Raw genomic sequence first — 18,435 nt, forward strand, 5'->3', positions numbered from 1 at the left:
ATACAACGATGGTCCAAGGAGCAGGCAAATGCAATCCAGAAGAATCCTTATCGCCCAAGGCGGCGGCCCCACCGCGGTGATAAATCAATCGCTGGTGGGCGTGGTGTTGGCGGCGCGCGGCGTGCGCGATGTCGACCTGGTCTATGGCGCGCGCAATGGCGTGCGCGGCATCGTCAATGAAGACTTCCTCGACCTTGCGCAAGAAACCAGCCGCAACCTGGAGCTGGTGGCGAACACGCCATCTTCCGCACTGGGATCGACGCGCGACAAACCTGATCTCAAATACTGCCAGGAAATCATCCAGGTATTGCAGGCACATCAGATCAATCATTTTTTCTATATCGGCGGCAACGATTCCTCCGACACGCTGCGCATCCTCAGCCTGGAAGCAGAAAAACTGGCCTTTCCGCTGCGCTGCATCCATATTCCCAAGACCATCGACAACGACCTGGTCGGTAACGATCACACGCCGGGTTTTCCATCGGCGGCGCGCTTCGTGGCGCAAGCATTTGCCGGCGCCAATCTGGACAATGCCGCCCTGCCCGGCGTTTATGTCGGCGTAGTGATGGGACGGCATGCCGGCTTCCTGACTGCGGCTTCAGCGTTGGCGCGGAAATTTTCCGACGATGGACCGCACTTGATTTACCTGCCCGAACGCAGCTTTGTGCTGGAAAAATTCCTGGCCGATGTGAACGAAGTCTATCAACGCCTGGGGCGCTGTGTGATTGCAGTTTCCGAAGGCATACACGATGAATCCGGGACCCCGATCGCCAGCCTGCTGGCGGAAACAGTCGAACGCGACGACCATGGCAACGTGCAATTGTCCGGCAACGGCGCGCTGGCAGATCTGCTATGTGAAGAGATCAAGTCGAAACTGAACATCAAGCGCGTGCGCGGCGATACCTTCGGCTATCTGCAACGCTCGTTTGCCGGCTGCGTATCGGATGTGGACCAGCGTGAAGCGCGCGAAGTCGGTGAGAAGGCACTACAGTTTGCCGTGCAAAAAGCACGTAACGGCACAGTGGCCATCAAACGCAACGGTTCATATTCTGTCAATTATGAATTGATGGCGCTGGATGTGGTGGCTGGAAAAACCCGTGTCATGGAAGACGACCTGATCGCCACCAGCGGCACCGACGTCACCGAGGCCTTTCATCAGTATTTGAAGCCGCTGCTCGGATCGGGCATGCCGGATGGATTTCGCTTGCGGGCCGAAACGGTGACCAAGATACGCAACAAGGCAAGCTGAGTTGGCAACACAATAAGCCTACGTGAAACAAGCCCGTTTGCGGACTTGTTTCACATTCATGGTGGCTAGAATGGTTGCTAGATAGCGCCGCTCTCCATGCCGCTATTGTATTTTCCCGCGCACGCCAGGCTGTTCAGCTCGCAACGCCGCAAGAATATCTTCTGTGCTTCCGCCACATTCTGCTCCAATCCTTTCCAGCTCTCCAGCACCGGCGCTTGTAGCGCCCTGCCATAGGAGAAACTGACTTGCCACGGGAACGGACCAAGCTGATTCATGGCGCTCAAATGGTGGGTAGCATCTTCCGCGCTTTGTCCGCCAGAAAGAAAGACGATACCTGGCACTGCCGGCGGTACATGCTGCTTCAGGCAACGCATCGTGGCTTCGGCAACCTCGCGGGTGCCCGCCTGCTGCGGAGAATTCATGCCGGCGATAACCATGTTCGGCTTCAGTAGCATACCCTCCAGCGCAACGCCGTGCGCCGCCAGCTCGTCAAACACGGCTTGCAATACTTGCGAACTTACCGCTTCGCAGCGCGCCAGATCATGTGCGCCATCCATCAATACTTCCGGTTCGACGATCGGCACTATACCGGCTTCCTGGCATAAGGCGGCATAACGCGCCAGCGCATGCGCGTTGGCGCGAATCCCGTAGCTGCTGGGAATGTCAGTGGCGTCGATCTCGATGACGCCACGCCATTTCGCAAACTTCGCTCCCAGTTGCGCATACTCCTGTAAACGCTCGCGCAAACCGTCCAACCCTTCGGTAATTTTTTCGCCCGGATGCAAGGCCAGCGGCTTGGCGCCGCCGTCAACCTTGATGCCAGGGATGATGCCGCGGCGGGTTAATAATTCGGCGAAGGGTATCCCCTCTGCACTGCTCTGCCGCAGTGTTTCATCGTAGAGGATGACGCCACCCAGATAGCGCTCGGCGCCTACGGTGGTAAATAGAATTTCGCGATAACGGCGGCGATTTTCTTCGCTGCATTCAAGCTTGATTGAATCAAAGCGTTTCTTGATCGTCGGGCCGCTTTCGTCTGCGGCAAGAATGCCCTTCTGGGCCGCCACGATGGCGCGCGCTACTGATTTTAGTTCGTCGATATTCATTGCCTGATACTCCCGGTGATGACTGCGAACGATGAGAAGTTACGTCGAATATGCTGCCACGAATGCATCACCGTGGCAACCGCCTGAAAATTTATCTGCAGATTTTAGCCGAGGTGGGATGTCCGGTCTCCAAGCTGCTGAATGCAACGGTTGTTCTCGATGCAAAATTGGAAATGTAAGCTGGCATGCGCATCCTTGATTGGCAGACGCACAGGCAGCAACACAACGCTGCCTTAGGTGCGCCAGCGTACCGACGAAGTGCATTTTTAAGACTACTTTGGAGACCAGGGTGTAGGCATTTCCCTATAACTGGAAATTATTTTGACAAAGAGGTGTTCCGATGAAAACGACACAAAAATTGGCAGTCAGTGCGATTACCTTGATGATGGCGTTAGGCTTGAGCGCCTGTGACGGTATGTCCCGGCGCGGCCAGGATACCGCGATCGGCGCCGGTGTAGGCGCAATTGGCGGCGCGGTATTGACCGGTGGCAGCGCGCTGGGTACGGTCGGCGGCGCAGCAGTCGGCGGCGTGATCGGCAACGAGGCCGGCAAGCGCTAATAGCCGACGGCAGGTGAGATTCGGCAGGCTTGGTTCGCGCGAGCCTGCCTTTGTCACGTCTAGAGCAGGAAGCGTCTCTTTCTGCTCTAGCGCTGGTCATTCAGCATAGCATCGCCGAATAAGCTTCACGCTCGGCCGCGTAGCAGCCACATGCGGCCGCTTCCAGTCCATGCCGGTCAAGTACAGTCAGATAGCCGCGCCGATAAGCGATAAGGCCGCTACGCTGCAACGCGCTCGCGGCGGTGGTGATGCCTTCGCGGCGCACGCCGAGCATGGCCGCCAGGAATTCGTGGGTGACATGGAAGCTGTCGGCATGGACCCGGTCCTGGCTCATCAACAGCCAGCGCGCCAGGCGCGGACCAATCAGGTGGAAACGCAGGCAAGCCGCGGATGTCGTCATCTGCGCCAGGCGGACGTAAAGATAGGTGTTCATGCCGCGCTGCAAAGCCTGGCTATGTGCCAGTTCATTGTGGAAATCGTTAACGGCGATACGCAATGCGGTGCCAGGACTTTGCACCACAGCGTGCACCGTCGCCAGCGCCACGCCCAGGATCATCTGCACGCCCAGCATGCCTTCCCGTCCCACCATCCCGACTTCGACGCCGGGGCTGCCGTCAATCAGGGCGAGCAGTGAAATCGACGCTTCAACCGGAAAATACACATGACGAATCGGCTTGCCCGGCTCGCACAATACCTCGGCGGATTCCAGTTGCAGCAGCTCGCTAACGGCAAGCAATCGCGAACGATCCTTACGCGGGAGCAGCTCGATAAGATGATTCTCGACGGGGCCCAAACTAGTTCTCCGGTATATTGCCGCTCCGCCTGTAACAACAAAACAGGCGGAGAGTGCGTTATTGGCGAATGCAATGTTGGGTAGCACTAACAGTGTGCATCAAGCAATTACGGCCGACTGTCTGCCAGCACACATAGCGGGAACTTAGTTGAATGCGTTGAGCCGGCTGGCAGCGCAGGCATGACATTGCCGGTGCTTGGCAAGGACAATGCGACGCGGAATCAGATTGCCTGCTTATCGGGAAGCAGACGGTCACATTCTTTCTTCACCACCGCATAGCATTCGCAGGTGCGCAACTCCAGCCCCGGCCGGTCCAGCACCGTAATGTGCCCACGCGAATAGCTGATCAGCCCGGCTTGCTGCAGATGGCCTGCAGCCTCGGTAACCCCTTCGCGGCGGACGCCGAGCATGTTGGCGATCAGCTCCTGCGTCATGACCAGATCGTTGCCCTGCAAGCGGTCCAGGCTCAGCAACAGCCAGCGGCACAACTGCTGGTCCAGCGTGTGGTGACGGTTGCATACGGCGGTCTGGGTCATCTGCGTGATCAACGACTGGGTATAGCGCAACAGCAGATGCAGCACCGGACCGGCGCGGTTGAATTCCTCTTTCATGGCCCGCGACTGCAGCCGGAAGCCGTGACCGGCGCTTTGCACTACCGCGCGGCTGGGAGTGGATTCGCCGCCCATGAACAGCGAAACGCCGACGATGCCCTCGTTGCCCACCACTGCGATTTCGGCGGAAGCCCCGTTTTCCAGCAGGTATAGCAAGGAGACGATGGCGGTCGTCGGGAAATACACATAACTCAGGGTGCTTCCGGATTCGTACAGCACCCGGCCGAGCGGCAGTTCGACAGATTCCAGCAGCGGCAGCCAGCGTTGCCATTCGGAGTCGGGCAAGGCTGCCAACAGGTGGTTCTTTTTTGGATCTGGAGAGTTGTCCATCATGAAACTCCAAGGCGAATTTATCTATCGGATTGCTGTCGCTTACCTCATATTCGGAGCTTTTTATTTGGACGTCAATACCATCTGGTCGGGCAGCTAACCGATTTTTTTAATCGCACACAGGTCATGCCAGCTACTTCACGTGAGCGACGACGACAGTTTCCGAGCAGGCTAAATCTTCCTGTTTTAAATAACAACATTCCGTGATAAATTGCCAAACTGCAACCAACGCCAGCGAATCGCTCAGTCATCAGGAAAGCACATGTACAGGATCTTCTTCAACACCCGCCCAACCCGTCTCGGCCAGACCCTCAAGTTTGCGAGCGGCAAGATCATGGTTGCCGTTCTCACCTGCCTGATGACCGCCACCGCCAGCGCTGCGCCAGTCGCCCCGGATGCGGTGACTCCGGATGGCGGCAAATATTATGGGCCGTTGGTGGACGGCAAACTGCAAGGCAAAGGGAAAATCGAGTGGACGAATGGCGATGCCTACGAGGGCAACTTTGATAGGGGATTATTTTCCGGGAAAGGGAAATTCACATCCCGGTCCACCTTCCAATACGAAGGCGAATATCAGGCCGGCCGTAGAAGCGGTCAAGGCAGAATGGTCGATCTGAAGGGATCGGTCTATGTCGGCCATTTCCTGAACGGCGGATTTGACGGGCCAGGAAAATACATCGCGTCCGAGGACTCGGTTTATGAGGGTTCCTTCAGCAATAGCTCGATCAACGGTATTGGAAAGTGGATTGGCCAAGACGAGGAGTACATTGGCGAATTCAAAAAATGGAAATTCTCCGGAAAAGGTGAATTGACGTACAAGAACGGCCGCAAATATACCGGCCAGTTCGCGGATGGACATTTCCAGGGCCAAGGCCGCTACGATGCCCGGCCCGGAGAATACTACGAAGGTGAATTTGACAGCCAGGAATTCACCGGCTACGGGATTCACCAGATGCAAAAAGGCGCACGCCATGCCGGCAGCTTCAAGAAATGGCGCCCTGACGGCCCCGGCAGGTTCACCGATGGCGACGGCAATACCTATGACGGCACATTTGATGGTGGCACCCTGAACGGACCGGGCCGCTTCGTCGGTAAAGACGGCAGCCGCTACGAGGGCTATTTCAAGAATGGGGAATTCGCCGGCATGGGTATTTACCGGAACGCCGACGGGGACGAATATAAGGGCGGCTTTGCGCATAATATGTTTGAAGGCGGCGGCATCCTTACCTACGCCGCGCCGCAAAAAGACGGCCGCAGCAAAGACATCGGCATCTGGCGCGATGGCGAACTGGAAAACAAGGGCGCTGAAAATCAAGCTAGCGTCAATATTGAAACCGCGCTATACAACCAGCGGCCACTGCTCGACAAAACCCTGGCCGCCGTTGCGCCGCATGCCCCCGGAAAGATCAATCTGTATCTGCTGGCTGTCGCGGGAGACGGTTCCCAGGAGGTGTTTCATCGCGAAACGGACTTTGTACGCAAACAGTTCGATCATGATTTCGGCACGCAGGGACGTTCGATGGCATTGGTGAACAGCCGCAACACGGTCGCCGAGCAACCGATGGCGACGGTCACCAGCATCCGTGAGAGCCTGAATGCCATCGCCGCCAAGATGGACAAGGAGAACGACATCCTGTTTCTCTACCTGACCAGTCACGGCTCGCAAAATCACGAACTGTCGCTGGCGCAAAACGGCATGAGCTTGCGCAACCTAGAAGCCACGGAATTGGGGAAATTATTATCCGAATCGGGAATCCGCTGGAAGGTCATCGTCGTCTCTGCCTGCTACGCGGGTGGTTTCATAGATCCGCTAAAAGATGATCGCACCATGGTGATTGCCGCCGCGCGCAGCGACCGTACTTCTTTCGGTTGCGCCGACGACAATGACTTCACTTATTTTGGCAAAGCGTTTTTCCAGAAGTCCTTGCCAGGCAGCGCGTCTTTTGACGAAGCATTCGATAAGGCCAAGACACTGGTTGCGACTTGGGAAAACGATGATATCAAGGCCGCCGGCAAAGACGGCAAAGTGCTCCATTCCGAACCGCAGATATATCACACGGCCCTGATTGACCAGTATTTGAAAAAATGGCGAGCGCAGATGACAACAACTGCGCCCGCTGGCAAGGTAGCGCCGGCGTCGTAAGCCCGATCCGGTGCTCGGGCAAGCACGCGAACAGGCGAGATTTATTGCTGATCGTAGGCTTGCTGTAGCACCTTGACGTCAATCTTGACCATTTTCAGCATGGCTTGCATGACTCGCTGCGCCCTTTGCTTGTCTGTGTCTTGCAACATCTCGCCCAGCGCGGTGGGAATAACTTGCCAGCTGAGGCCGAATTTATCCTTGATCCAGCCGCATCCCTGCGGCTCGCCCCCTTCAGAAAACTTGTCCCACAGCGCATCCACCTCTGCTTGATCTACGCAGTTGACGAAGAACGAGATGGCCGGTGTGAAGCTGAATTGCGGGCCGCCGTTGAGGGCAATGAAGTCCTGGCCGTGCAACTGGAAGGCGGCAGACATGACGCTACCCTTTGGTCCCGGCCCTGCTTCGCCGTAACGCTGGACGTTGCCGACTTTGGCATCCTTGAAAATCGACGTGTAGAAATTCATGGCTTCTTCAGCCCTGCCGTCAAACCATAGAAATGGACAGATTTTTTGCATTTTTCCTATTCCTCTAAGTGGATCGGGAAGTGCCCGGCACAGAAAGCCGGCCGGATTATGCTTTTACATCCTTCTGGGTGCATGGAGATGTCGCCTGCCCAGCCGCCTCCGGTTCCATATACATCATTTCCCACACATGGCCGTCCAGATCGTGGAAACCATTGCTGTACATGAAGCCATAATCCTGCGCCTCTTTCATTTTCCGGGCGCCCGAGGTGCATGCCAGGGCCACCAGCTTGTCTACTTGCGCGCGACTGTCGCAAGAAACGCAGATCAGCACCTCGGTCTGCCTGGTGGCGTCACTGACGGGTTTTTTAGCAAATGTTTCGAAGAATTTTTCGACCAGCAGCATGACGTACAGGTTCTCGCCCAGCTCCATGCATGCCGCCTGGTCATTGGTGAATTTTGCATCGAAGGTATAGCCCAGGCCTTGGAAGAACGCCACGGATCTCGGCAGGTCGCGGACCGGCAGATTGACATAGATTTGCTTGTGCATGATATTGCCTTTCAGGTAATCATCGAGGGTTCACCCGGCATCGGTTGCAAGCGCGAGACTGGAGAGATCCAGCTCTCTTACCGGCCGCACTTCAATGCTGCCGTAACGCGCCGGCGGAATCCTGGAAGCCCAATGGATCGCCTCGTTGAGATCCTTGGCGTCGATCAGGTAGAAGCCCGCCAGCTGTTCCTTGGTTTCGGCGAACGGTCCGTCGGTCAGCGACATATGGCCGTTGCGTATGCGAACGGTGGTGGCGCTGTCGACCGGCTTCAGGGCCTGGGCGGCGATAAAATGCCCGCTCCCCCGCAGTTCTTCGGCATAGGCGAAACAGACATGGTCCGGGCAGGAATGCAGCTGGTCCGGTGCAAGATAGACAAGGCATAGATAATTCATGGTGGTCTCCGGTTGATGGCGTTGAATCAGGGTTGACTGTGCGTTGCCAGGTTTACACTAGCTAGTCGAACGGCAAACGCCGTAATCGACAACGGTTCACCTATTTCTTTTCATCCAAACCGGATGTCGTGAATTACGCTAAAGCGGCAAGGCGACGGTTCAGGAAACGCCGCTCCGGTTCTTGCCGGGTCAGCGCCAGCGCCCGCTCATAGGCGGCGCGGGCCTTGGCAACATGGCCCAGCCGCCGGTGGAAATCCGCCTGCGCTGCATGCGCGAGATGATAATTTTGCAAGTGACCGTCGGCGATCAGCTGGTCCACCAGGACCAGCCCGGCCTGCGGTCCCTGATGCATGGCGACCGCCACCGCCCGGTTCAATGCGATTACCGGCGTCGGTTCCAGCCGCAGCAAGGCGTCATACAGGCTGACGATCTGGCCCCAGTCCGTGGCGCTAGCCTGCTGCGCATCCGCGTGCACCGCAGAAATCGCCGCTTGCAACGAATAGGTCCCGACCCGGCCGGAGGACAAGGCGCGCTGCACCAGGGCCGAGCCTTCTGCAATCAGCCCGGCGTCCCACACGGTGCGGTCTTGTTCATCCAATGGCACCAGGTCGCCGCTGGCTGAGGTACGCGCAGTGCGGCGCGATTCGTGCAGCAGCATCAACGCCAGCAAACTGATGGCTTCCGGCTCGGGAAGCAACTCTTGCAGCAGGCGCGCCAGGCGGATCGCTTCTTGCGATACATCATGCCGGGTCAGCGTCGCGCCCGAGGAGGCCGAATAGCCTTCGTTGAATACCAGGTAGATCACGCGCAGCACGCTCTCCAGCCGCGCCGGCAGTTCATCGCGGCCCGGGACTTGATAAGGGATGCGGGCGTCGCGGATTTTGGCCTTGGCGCGCACGATGCGCTGCGCCAGCGTAGGCGCGGGAGTCAGGAAAGCGCGGGCGATCTCTTCCGTGCTGAGGCCGCAAACTTCGCGCAATGTGAGAGCGATCTGCGCATCCGGCGCCAGCGAGGGGTGACAGCAGGTGAAAATCAGCCGCAGGCGGTCGTCTTCGAGCTCTTCGCGCTCGTTCGAGGCCGGCGTCTCATCGGCAATCGCCTCGATCGTTTCGGCCACTTCGTCATAGGCGGTGAACCTGGCGCGCCGGCGGATGCCATCGATTGCTTTAAAGCGTCCGGCCGACACCAGCCAGGCTGCCGGCTTGTCGGGGATGCCATCGCGCGGCCATTGTTCGATAGCGGCCTTGAAGGCGTCCTGCAAGGCTTCTTCCGCAGTGTCGAAGTCGCCCAGCAGGCGCACCAGGGTCGCGAACACGCGCCGCGATTCACTACGGTAAATAGCATCAATCTTGGCGCTTAGTGGCGTCGGCATAGTGTCGGCATCGTCTCTGGCAGATAGTTTTTGCGCGCTGCAGCAGGCGGCCTGCGGCGGGCTCCATCAATATCCTGTACGTCTTTGGCAAAGGAATGATACATCGAATCAATCGCCGCCCCACTCCGGCGGACAGCAAAACAAGTCCTGATTTAATAGGGCGAATAATGCCCTGTTTAGCGTTTACAGTGCAGACACACCATGACCAAAGGGGGGTAAAAATGAACACTTGCGTGACACTGCCAGTCAAATTTCGCCAGACATGCCATGTGCTGGCGTTATGTTTATCCGCAGCGTTGACCAGCGCCTGCGCCGCCACCGGGGAGACCGTCATGAACAGCACGGAACAAAGCGCCGAAAGCGCACACGATTTCGATTTCATCCTCGGCCGCTGGCATGTCGTCAACCACCGGCTGGTGGGACGCTTGCAAGGATCGACCAAGTGGGAAACCTTTGAAGCCGACCAGGCCGCCTATGCGCTACCGGGCGGCATCGGCGACTACGACGATTTCCGGCCGCTCAACTGGCGTCCCGGTTTCGTCGGCATGTCGTTGCGCATCTTCAGCCCCGAGACCAGACTCTGGAGCATTTTCTGGATAGACAACAAGACCGGCGGCCTGGACCAGGCTGGCACGCTACTGGCGCCGGTGGTGGGCAAATTTGCCGATGGCGTGGGCGTCTTTGAAGGCGACGATACGCTGGACGGTAAAGTGGTGCGGGTGCGCTACAAATGGTTTGATATCACGCCGAACAGCGCCCGTTGGGAACAGTCGATGTCGGCGGATGGTGGCAAGACATGGGAAGTCAACTGGACCTCCCAACACACCCGGGTGGCCGGGCCTGCAGTGGACAAGTAGTCCATGAAATAGTTAAGGTGCTTGTCGATTGCCTGGCAGGAGGCGCCTCCGTCAGCTTCATGTCTCCTCTGTCCCATGCGCGGGAGGAAAATTTCTGGCGCGGCCTGGCGGCCGGCGTCGCTGCCGGCACCACTCCCAGCGCTACCCTCTACGCCGCGGCTTTGAGGGGCAAAGATGATGTAACGTCGGCCGCGAAGTTGCCTGGATAGCGGACATCGCGCAGCTTCATGAACGGTGTTTCAACCAGCCGGTAAAGCAACCACCCGGCGGCGATGCTCAACGCCACAATCAAAGCCACTTCGGCAACGGCATTCAGACCGGCACCGGCCAGCATCTTGTGTACGATCATGGCCAGCGGCTTGTGCGCCAGATAGATCGCATACGACCATGCGGCGAGCCGGGCGGCGCCGGGAATCCGCCAGCGATACAGGTAGCTGACGGGACTGAGCGCCGCGGCAACCAGCAACGCAAAGGCAAGCGCAAGCAGCGAATAGCCGAAACCCGTCATGAAGTAGCCGTAACCATAACCATCGATCGCATAGTAATTGACGACCATATAGAACAGCAGCGCCGTGGTCAGCACACCCGCCAGCAATATCGCCTGGCCGCGGCGCAGGATTCTTTGCCAGGCATCCTGGTGAAAATTTTTCAGGATCGCCACGCCGATGCCAGGCAAGAACTCGTCAAACCGGCAAAAGCTGGAATAGTAGACATTCGGATAGTAGCCTCCGATCGCCCCGCCCGCTTGCCGCCCATAGTGCAGCCACAACAAGCTACGCAGAGTGATCCCGGCCACCATCAGCGCCGCCAGCGCGATCCAGGCCAGCCTGATCGATTTGCCATAACGCGCGGCGAGGATGACCACTGCGGGCAGCAAGAGATAAAACTGCTCCTCGATGCACAATGACCATGCATGTGAAAATGCCGTGCCCGGTTGCAGCCACAGATTTTGCGTAAACGTCAGGAATCGCCAGAGCGGTGGCGGCGCGTTCCCGCCCATTACCGCCGGAAACAGGAAATACAAACCCAGCACGACATAGAAATTGGGAAGCGTCCGCAAGAATCTGCGCGCGTAGAAATTCTTGAGCGACAACTGCTGCCCTCTGGCGACGCCGGCAAAAATCTGATTACTGATCAGATAGCCGCTCAGCACAAAGAACAGGTCGACCCCGACCCAGCCTATCGTACTGACCCAGCCGAATGTCGCTTCATGGCTGACAAACACCATATAGTGATACATGAACACCAGGATGATGGCCGCTGCGCGCAGCGTATCCAGGCCATTGTTTCTATGTGATTTGCTGGCGGCGGCTTGCGAGATTGGCGGCATTGCGGCGTGATGGAGAGGGTTGGGTGACGGTATCGGCAAATTCGTGATTAATATTGCCAAAAAACAACGAAGTGTACGTCCCCCCCTGCCGCGTGTCTACTGAATGACTGAAGAAAAAATCGAGCAGGCTATCGCAGCTATATTTATCTAACCTTGACTTCCGTCAGGCGAAAAAAACCACTGACGGATCCTGCCTCGCAAAACGACAGGACCCGACAGTGGTTTTTTCGACCTAAGTCATGCTGGACTGCGCGAGACGATTGGGACGCTCAGCCACAGCGATCAGACCAACTATCAGCGCCAGCCGCGATGCCAGCCGTATTGCGGGTGGTGCCAGCCCCAGCCATAGTGCGAATGATAGGCCCAGACGTAGCCAGGACCAGGTATCGCGTAAGTCGGTGCGATATACACCACGCCTGGCGGCGCAACGTAAACCGGGCGCGCAACCGGTGGCGCCACCACGCAGCCACCCAAGGCAAGCGCCACGATAGTAGCTGGGATTAATGTTGTGAATTTCATGATATTAGCGTCCTCGTGGATAGGTATTGCCATTCAACCTAAAGTAAAACCTCTCACTCCCTGTTTTCAACGGCACTTGCTCCTCGACATTATTGTAAATAGGAAATTTTCAAGCAAGATGAAGATTCCTATGTGAAGACACAAGCGCAAGTTAATCGCGGTTGTTACCCGCTAAACGTTAAAGGACGGTGGAATGATGACTGAAAAATTGTATTTGTCTGTAACTAAAGCAACAAATCAACGGTGCGGGCTTAACTCATATCCGGTCGGAGAACATCCATCCAGAGACGCAATGATGCCAGCAGGGCAAAAACGCAAACAAAGCGTGAACGATTCTGCAAAACAAAAAGGGCTTCCGCGAGAAAGTCCTTTTGTACACTTGCATTCTGTTCCAGCGCGACGTGCCAATCAATGATTAATCGTCGTGACCGCGATGTTCGCCACGATCATGGTCACGGCGGTCGTCATGATCGTCACGCCGGTCGTCGCGACGGTCATAGCGTTCATCTCGATGCTCTTCACGCCATTGACGTGCCCGTGCCTGACGTTCGCGCCATTCGTGCTCACGTTCACGTTCAACATAATATGGTCGTTGTTCGACGTAGGCCGGTGCCGGTTGAACATACACAGGGCGCGGTTGAACATAGACCGGTGCCGGTTGATAGATGCCGGGAACGCCAATATTCACGTCTACGTCCACACCTCCTGCCATGACCGGACCTGCGGCCATCATCAGGGTGGCACTTGTCATTAATCCTGCGACGATAATGAGATATTTTTTCATTTTGTATTCCTGTAACGATGTTTTTATTGAACGCCTGACCCCCGGTTTGAAACTACCCGGCAACAGTAAGGTACGTTACGAGATGTTACGTGGAGACCCGTGGTCGGCCGGGATGATATGCGCTTGTCTTCATGACCTGCGACATGGGGCCGCTTCGGAGATGATCAACTCCGATGTCGACCTATTTACTGTAGGTGCGGTGCTGGGCCACATGTCAAGCGTTTCCACTAGGTGGCATGCCCATTTGGTCACAGATCAATTGGCAGACGCGGTAGGAAAGAAGATTTGTGCGGCGACGGCAGAAAAACGCACACCCTAGAAAGTAGAAAGGCTCCCCAATTGCTCGGGAAGCCTTGAAACTGTTGGTGGGGCGTGTGTGATTCGAACACACGACCTACGGATTAAGAGTCCGCTGCTCTACCAGCTGAGCTAACGCCCCAACAGGGGACGAATTATAGCTGCAGTTTATTATTTTTGCTAGTTCTTCGTGTGAATTTCTATGAGGGCGGGGATTTTGCGTTGCTTCCACCCTCGTAAAGCCCTGGTTACATCTGGTACAGCAGCCAAATGGCGGCTCGAAACAGCATTTAGTGCAGACTTCTTCGAACTTAATAAATCAGGAAGTCACCAGCCCGACCCAATGCAATGTCGACTCGTCCCCGCTACATTGCGCGCGACGGGTCGGCTTGATGGCCTTCGCGGCGCCGATGGCGGATTTGTAGATGGCCTTGCGGGCTTTCCTGACCATGCGTTGTTCGATGCGTTGCGTATACATGTCGCCATACTCGACGATCTGCTCCAGCATCAATACCAGCTCGCGATCTTCCATCTTGCTTTGCGCCAGCTGACGCCAGAAATCGCACTCGGTCCAGCGCCTGAAGCGCATGTAGACTGTACTGGAACTGCCGAACTGCTGCGGCAGATGACGCCACAAGCTTTTGTTCAGCACAATCCAAAGAACAGCTTCGATGAACAGGCGATTGTTTTTTGCACGTGCGCCTGGATCGCTCTGCTTGCCGGTCAGCATAGGCTCCAGCATTTGCCATTGGTCATCCCGAAGTTTCACTTCCTGTGTCTGTACCTCATTCATCGTGACGGCCTCTAGAAAATTTTTTGGTTGTGCTAATCGCCTCTTTCGTCAATCACTGTAATCGGCTTCCGGTAACGACTGGTCATGTCGCTACAGAAACAAAGTGTATGGCGATCTATCCGAGGCTCAGGCTTAGCATTCTAGCGGCCCACAACGTCAAGTGATATAAGATAAGTCTGAAAATATAGGACGTAGCGTCAGCGTATCCGGCGACCACGATCCGCAGCGGAATCCCGCTGTCAACTATGCGCGAGACTGTCGTCCAGCGCAGAGCAGGCGCGGCTAAGCGCGGCGACATCTACCGCAGGCAGGCCGCCAAGAAGGATTTCTATCTGCTCGCTGGCCGTCACGATCGCCGGCATGTCGGCGATCATTGCAGCGCCCTTGAGACGATGGACATAGCGCGCCATCAGCTGATAGTCGCCGCTATGCAAGGTACGCTGGATATCCGCCAGATCTTGCCGGGTGCTGGTGCGAAACAGCTCAGCCGAATCTATTGACGACGGACTTGGCTGGCGCGGGGCAGAATTCAGTTCGACATCGCACCAGGCTTCGATGATGCCTTTCAGTTCGGTGAGCCGCAGCGGTTTGCGTAGCACGCCATCCATGCCGCTTTCCATGCAGCGTTGCACATGCTCTGGATCGACCGCTGCAGAGATGGCGATAATCGGCTGATGCCGGGCGCCGCCCTGCTCTCGCTTACGGATCGTGCGCGCAACCTGGTAGCCATCCATGCCCGGCAGATAACAGTCCAGCAGTATCAATGGATACTGCCTGGCGGCGGACAGCGTCAATGCGGTCGGTCCATCTTCCGCCAGCACGGCGTCGCATTGAAGTTCTTCCAGCTGGCGCTGGATCACCAGGCGATTATTGGGATGGTCGTCGACCACCAGGATCGTCGGCCGGACGACTCCTGTCACAGCGTCCGGCACGGACTCCGCGCTGATCGCCGGCGGCGTCGCAGCTGCCGCACGCTGCCGGGTTGTGACGGGAATGGAAAAACTGATGGCGGTGCCGCTGCCGACTTCGCTTTGCAGGGTCAGCGAGCCGCCCATGCTTTCGATCAGTTCACGGCAAATCACCAGTCCCAGGCCGGTGCCGCCATAGCGCCGCGTGGTCGAGCTGTCGGCCTGGGAAAACGGCTGGAACAGCCGCCTTTGCTGCTCAGGCGAAACGCCGATACCGGTGTCGCTGACAGTCACTTGCAACGTCATGCCGGATGTCGACGCCAGCAAGTCTCCCAGCAGCCGGATCGTCACGGTGACGCCGCCGCGGTCGGTGAACTTGACCGCGTTTGACAGCAAGTTGAGCAATACCTGCCGCACCCGCGTAGGATCGATCAACACATCCACCTCGACCGGCGCCGGCAACAGCAGCTGTATCGTCAATTGCTTTTCATGCGCCTTGATCTGCATCATGTCGATGGCCTGCTGCACCAGCGCCGCGATATCGGCGGGCATGGCTTCCAGCTGCAGTTTGCGGGCTTCCAGTTTGGACAGATCCAGCACATCATCAAGCAAGTTGAGCAAGGTTTCGGCGGCCGATCCTGCCAGGTCGGCCAACTCGTGCTGGCGCTTATCCAGCCTGGAGCGCTGCAGCAGTTCCATCGACGACAGGATGGCGTTCATCGGCGTACGGATTTCGTGGCTCATTACGGCCAGGAACCGGGTCTTGGCCTGTTCGCTTTTTACCGCTTGCCGGCGCGCTACCCTGGCGCGCTGGGCGAATATCAGGATCAGTACAATCGTGATCAGAAGAAAGGTCAATTCCGTGCTGTAGTACTGCAGGAGGGTGCTCCAGGAGGGTGCGCCGTAGTCGGTGCTCTCCAGCCACTTGTCCATCATGTCGTCGGTTTGCTTGGCGGTCAGCGTGTTGAGCGATTTCTGCACGATCGACGCCAGCTCGGGCAGATCCTTGCGCACTCCCATTGACACCGTGACCGGCAGCTCGCCGATGGTGCCGGAAATATGCAAAGTGCCCAGGTATTTACGCCGCAGCAGCGGGTGCATGGCCGTATCGACCCCGACCGCCGCATCGGCACGGCCATCGGCCACGGCCTGCAGCGCCGCCTCAGGACTCTGCAGGGGCAGCAGGTGAATCTCGGGAAACTGGGCGCGCAACAAACGCTCATAGACACCGCCGCCTTTGATCGCCACGGTCTTGCCGTTCAGCTTGCGCGCATCGAAGATGATCGGTTCCGCCTCGGTGGTGACGATAATCGTCGAGCCGACAAAATACGGTTCGCTGAAGGTGGTGATGGCGGACAGCGATGGCGTTGCAAATTGCGCCGATACGGCGGGCAACAAGTCGATTCGTCCGGTGATCAGCGCCTTCTGCGCGTCGGCCCAACTCTGGCCCGGCACCAGCTGGAAATTCAAACCTGTAAGATGAGCAATCGCCTCCAGGTATTCCGCTGTCAAACCTTTGTGCACGCCGTGCTCAACGTATTCCAACGGCCGCCAGTCCGGGTCGACCGCGATGTGTACCACAGGGTGTGCCGCAATCCAGGCCAGTTCCCCGGCGGTAAACAATGTCGCGTTCGGCGTTTCCGCATAGGCCGGCGTCAGGCAGAACGAGATGGAAGCTAGCCACAAAAGGAAATGGAACATCCTCCTCATAGCATTCCCAACTGCCGGTGCATCTTGAACAGTTCGTTGTCGGTGCGTATCCCCAGCTTGCGGAACGCCGATTGCTTTTGCGTGCTGATGGTCTTGGTGCTGCGGCCGAATTTCTCGGCCACCTGAGTCACCGACATGCCGTTGAGGCAGCAGCGCAGCACCTCTCTTTCGCGCGGCGACAGCTCTGCATGATGGATCAGCGGATCCTCGTTCGCCTCGGAAGCAGCCTCTGCCACCGCATCCTGCACCGCGACGTCCGACAGCAGATAGGCAAATTCAATTGCCAGTTCAGGGTCCAGGTAGACCCGGCCGCGTGCGACCGTGCGAATCGCGCCGACGAGATCGGTCAGCGGCTGGTTCTTGCCGACAAAGCCACGTGCGCCGGCGCGCAAGGCCAAGGCGATCGTGGCCGGACTGTAATGTGCGGACGCGACCAGGATCTTGCTTTCCGGAAAACGGATGCACAGCGCCCGTATCAGATTCAGGCCTTCGATATCGTCCGGCGCCAGCGCATAATCCACCAGCAGCAAATCGGCCGGCTTGGTGCGCAACACCGCCATCATTTCGCGGCTATTGGCGAACGCGCCGATCACCCGAAAATCAGACTCTTCGCTCAACAATTCAACCAAGCCATGCCGCACTACTGCATGATCGTCCAGCAATGCAATGCGCAACGGGCTTGCCGCGGTCCAGTCCATATTCAAAAATCCCTAGATAAATTCATTACCGCCGCTCGGTATCGGACGCAGCAGATTGCGGATGCGCCAGCCTTGTTTGCGAAAAATTGACTGCCGGAATCATTCTGCCTCAGGGAAAATAAGGCGTATATCGGATTTGTCCGAACCCACTGTATAAACAGGCTTGATCAGCCGCTCCGTTCAAAAATCGTTGCCGCGATCGCGCAAGGCAAATAACTCGTTGTCGCTTTGCAGGCCCAGCTTGCTCATGGCCGATTGTTTCTGGGTGCTGATCGTCTTCCGGCTTTTAGAGAACTTCTTGGCAATTTCAATCACCGACATGCCGTCCAGGCAACAACGGATGACCTCACGCTCACGCGGCGACAGCGCTTGATTTTTTTGCGCGGCCGGGACCGGTGAAATACTATTCACCGGTTGTAGCGTGCCATCCCGAGCCAGCGGCGTCGGCCGAGGCAACGGCGCTTGCTCAACCGCATCCGCGTAAACACCGCCATCGGCAACCACGCGAATCGCTTCGACCAGGGTGGACAGCTGATGCGCCTTGTCGACAAAGCCCCTGGCGCCGGCACGCATCACCAGTTCTACCGTGGCTGAACTGCTGTGGGCAGAGGCAACCAGTATCTTGCACAGCGGGTACTTGATCTTCAGCAGCTGCAGCAGGTTGATGCCGTCAATCTCGGTCGGCCCCAAGGAATAATCGACCACCAGTACATCCGCCGGCGCGTTGCGCAAACCGCTGATCATTTCGCGCCCTGTGGCATATACCCCGATCACATTGAAATCGGCTTCCTTGGACAACCTGACGAGCATGCCATGGCGGACGATCGCGTGGTCGTCAAGCAAGGCGATACGGATCGGATTGTCGGCAGACCTCAGCATGACGTTTGTGCGCCCTCATAACCATGATCAAATGGCAATTGACATTCAAGGAAATAACCGAACACCGATCATCCGTGTTTGGTAAGTCTGTTAAAA

General features: G+C 57.3%; 19 protein-coding genes and 1 tRNA gene. 5 read left to right on the plus strand and 15 right to left on the minus strand.

All coding sequences use genetic code 11. From position 1 onward, the window contains the following. Positions 1 to 28 precede the first annotated feature (28 nt). Complete coding sequence (locus ABI171_RS10385; protein ID WP_348092478.1) at positions 29 to 1,249, plus strand: 6-phosphofructokinase; 1,221 nt, start codon at positions 29 to 31, stop codon at positions 1,247 to 1,249. A gap of 77 nt (positions 1,250 to 1,326) precedes the next feature. Here the strand turns inward: ABI171_RS10385 and ABI171_RS10390 are convergent, their stop codons facing one another. Beyond that, positions 1,327 to 2,352, minus strand: a complete 1,026-nt coding sequence (locus ABI171_RS10390) for a class I fructose-bisphosphate aldolase (RefSeq protein WP_348092479.1) — start codon at positions 2,350 to 2,352, stop codon at positions 1,327 to 1,329. Positions 2,353 to 2,692: 340 nt separating this feature from the next. Here ABI171_RS10390 and ABI171_RS10395 point away from each other — a divergent pair, with 340 nt between their 5' ends. Then, positions 2,693 to 2,911, plus strand: a complete 219-nt coding sequence (locus tag ABI171_RS10395) for a glycine zipper 2TM domain-containing protein (protein WP_348092480.1) — start codon at positions 2,693 to 2,695, stop codon at positions 2,909 to 2,911. Between the two features lie 100 nt (positions 2,912 to 3,011). Here the strand turns inward: ABI171_RS10395 and ABI171_RS10400 are convergent, their stop codons facing one another. Both ABI171_RS10400 and ABI171_RS10405 read right to left on the minus strand, forming a co-directional pair. Next, on the minus strand, positions 3,012 to 3,647 hold the full coding sequence (locus ABI171_RS10400; protein WP_348092481.1) for a Crp/Fnr family transcriptional regulator: 636 nt from the start codon (positions 3,645 to 3,647) through the stop codon (positions 3,012 to 3,014). A gap of 278 nt (positions 3,648 to 3,925) precedes the next feature. After that, the gene (locus ABI171_RS10405) at positions 3,926 to 4,645 is read right to left on the minus strand and encodes a Crp/Fnr family transcriptional regulator (RefSeq protein WP_348092523.1); all 720 of its coding nucleotides are present in this window, start codon (positions 4,643 to 4,645) and stop codon (positions 3,926 to 3,928) included. A 262-nt stretch (positions 4,646 to 4,907) separates the two neighbouring features. On the opposite strand from ABI171_RS10405, the gene ABI171_RS10410 reads away from it, so the two are divergent. Next, positions 4,908 to 6,788 (plus strand): C13 family peptidase, encoded by a 1,881-nt coding sequence (locus tag ABI171_RS10410; protein ID WP_348092482.1) that lies wholly within the window; start codon positions 4,908 to 4,910, stop codon positions 6,786 to 6,788. A 41-nt stretch (positions 6,789 to 6,829) separates the two neighbouring features. On the opposite strand, the gene ABI171_RS10415 is transcribed toward ABI171_RS10410, so the two are convergent. The 4 genes from ABI171_RS10415 to ABI171_RS10430 form a co-directional block, all read right to left on the minus strand. Further along, on the minus strand, positions 6,830 to 7,303 hold the full coding sequence (locus tag ABI171_RS10415; RefSeq protein ID WP_348092483.1) for a VOC family protein: 474 nt from the start codon (positions 7,301 to 7,303) through the stop codon (positions 6,830 to 6,832). Positions 7,304 to 7,358: 55 nt separating this feature from the next. Beyond that, positions 7,359 to 7,799, minus strand: coding sequence for a glyoxalase/bleomycin resistance/extradiol dioxygenase family protein (locus ABI171_RS10420; RefSeq protein WP_348092484.1), 441 nt, complete (start codon positions 7,797 to 7,799; stop codon positions 7,359 to 7,361). A gap of 30 nt (positions 7,800 to 7,829) precedes the next feature. Continuing rightward, complete coding sequence (locus tag ABI171_RS10425) at positions 7,830 to 8,192, minus strand: YciI family protein (protein WP_348092485.1); 363 nt, start codon at positions 8,190 to 8,192, stop codon at positions 7,830 to 7,832. Positions 8,193 to 8,325: 133 nt separating this feature from the next. Continuing rightward, complete coding sequence (locus ABI171_RS10430; RefSeq protein WP_348092486.1) at positions 8,326 to 9,564, minus strand: RNA polymerase sigma factor; 1,239 nt, start codon at positions 9,562 to 9,564, stop codon at positions 8,326 to 8,328. A 332-nt stretch (positions 9,565 to 9,896) separates the two neighbouring features. Here ABI171_RS10430 and ABI171_RS10435 point away from each other — a divergent pair, with 332 nt between their 5' ends. Beyond that, positions 9,897 to 10,421 (plus strand): hypothetical protein, encoded by a 525-nt coding sequence (locus tag ABI171_RS10435; protein WP_348092487.1) that lies wholly within the window; start codon positions 9,897 to 9,899, stop codon positions 10,419 to 10,421. 148 nt (positions 10,422 to 10,569) lie between these two features. Here ABI171_RS10435 and ABI171_RS10440 read toward each other — a convergent pair whose 3' ends face one another. The 3 genes from ABI171_RS10440 to ABI171_RS10450 form a co-directional block, all read right to left on the minus strand. Then, positions 10,570 to 11,751, minus strand: coding sequence for an acyltransferase (locus tag ABI171_RS10440; protein ID WP_348092488.1), 1,182 nt, complete (start codon positions 11,749 to 11,751; stop codon positions 10,570 to 10,572). A gap of 294 nt (positions 11,752 to 12,045) precedes the next feature. Then, positions 12,046 to 12,270 (minus strand): hypothetical protein, encoded by a 225-nt coding sequence (locus ABI171_RS10445; protein ID WP_348092489.1) that lies wholly within the window; start codon positions 12,268 to 12,270, stop codon positions 12,046 to 12,048. A 415-nt stretch (positions 12,271 to 12,685) separates the two neighbouring features. After that, the gene (locus ABI171_RS10450; protein ID WP_348092491.1) at positions 12,686 to 13,054 is read right to left on the minus strand and encodes a hypothetical protein; all 369 of its coding nucleotides are present in this window, start codon (positions 13,052 to 13,054) and stop codon (positions 12,686 to 12,688) included. A gap of 160 nt (positions 13,055 to 13,214) precedes the next feature. On the opposite strand from ABI171_RS10450, the gene ABI171_RS10455 reads away from it, so the two are divergent. Then, positions 13,215 to 13,373 (plus strand): hypothetical protein, encoded by a 159-nt coding sequence (locus tag ABI171_RS10455; protein ID WP_348092492.1) that lies wholly within the window; start codon positions 13,215 to 13,217, stop codon positions 13,371 to 13,373. 44 nt (positions 13,374 to 13,417) lie between these two features. Here ABI171_RS10455 and ABI171_RS10460 read toward each other — a convergent pair. The 5 genes from ABI171_RS10460 to ABI171_RS10480 all read right to left on the minus strand — a co-directional run bounded on the left by ABI171_RS10460 (position 13,418) and on the right by ABI171_RS10480 (position 18,339). Then, a tRNA-Lys gene (locus ABI171_RS10460) sits at positions 13,418 to 13,493 on the minus strand. Positions 13,494 to 13,670: 177 nt separating this feature from the next. Then, positions 13,671 to 14,144, minus strand: coding sequence for a transposase (locus tag ABI171_RS10465; RefSeq protein WP_348092493.1), 474 nt, complete (start codon positions 14,142 to 14,144; stop codon positions 13,671 to 13,673). 239 nt (positions 14,145 to 14,383) lie between these two features. Further along, complete coding sequence (locus tag ABI171_RS10470) at positions 14,384 to 16,753, minus strand: transporter substrate-binding domain-containing protein (RefSeq protein ID WP_348092494.1); 2,370 nt, start codon at positions 16,751 to 16,753, stop codon at positions 14,384 to 14,386. A 5-nt stretch (positions 16,754 to 16,758) separates the two neighbouring features. After that, positions 16,759 to 17,460, minus strand: coding sequence for a response regulator transcription factor (locus ABI171_RS10475; RefSeq protein WP_348092495.1), 702 nt, complete (start codon positions 17,458 to 17,460; stop codon positions 16,759 to 16,761). A 180-nt stretch (positions 17,461 to 17,640) separates the two neighbouring features. Beyond that, positions 17,641 to 18,339, minus strand: a complete 699-nt coding sequence (locus tag ABI171_RS10480) for a response regulator transcription factor (protein ID WP_348092496.1) — start codon at positions 18,337 to 18,339, stop codon at positions 17,641 to 17,643. Positions 18,340 to 18,435 lie beyond the last annotated feature (96 nt).

The sequence above is a fragment of the Collimonas sp. genome (genome assembly GCF_039923675.1).
Taxonomy (GTDB): domain Bacteria; phylum Pseudomonadota; class Gammaproteobacteria; order Burkholderiales; family Burkholderiaceae_D; genus Collimonas.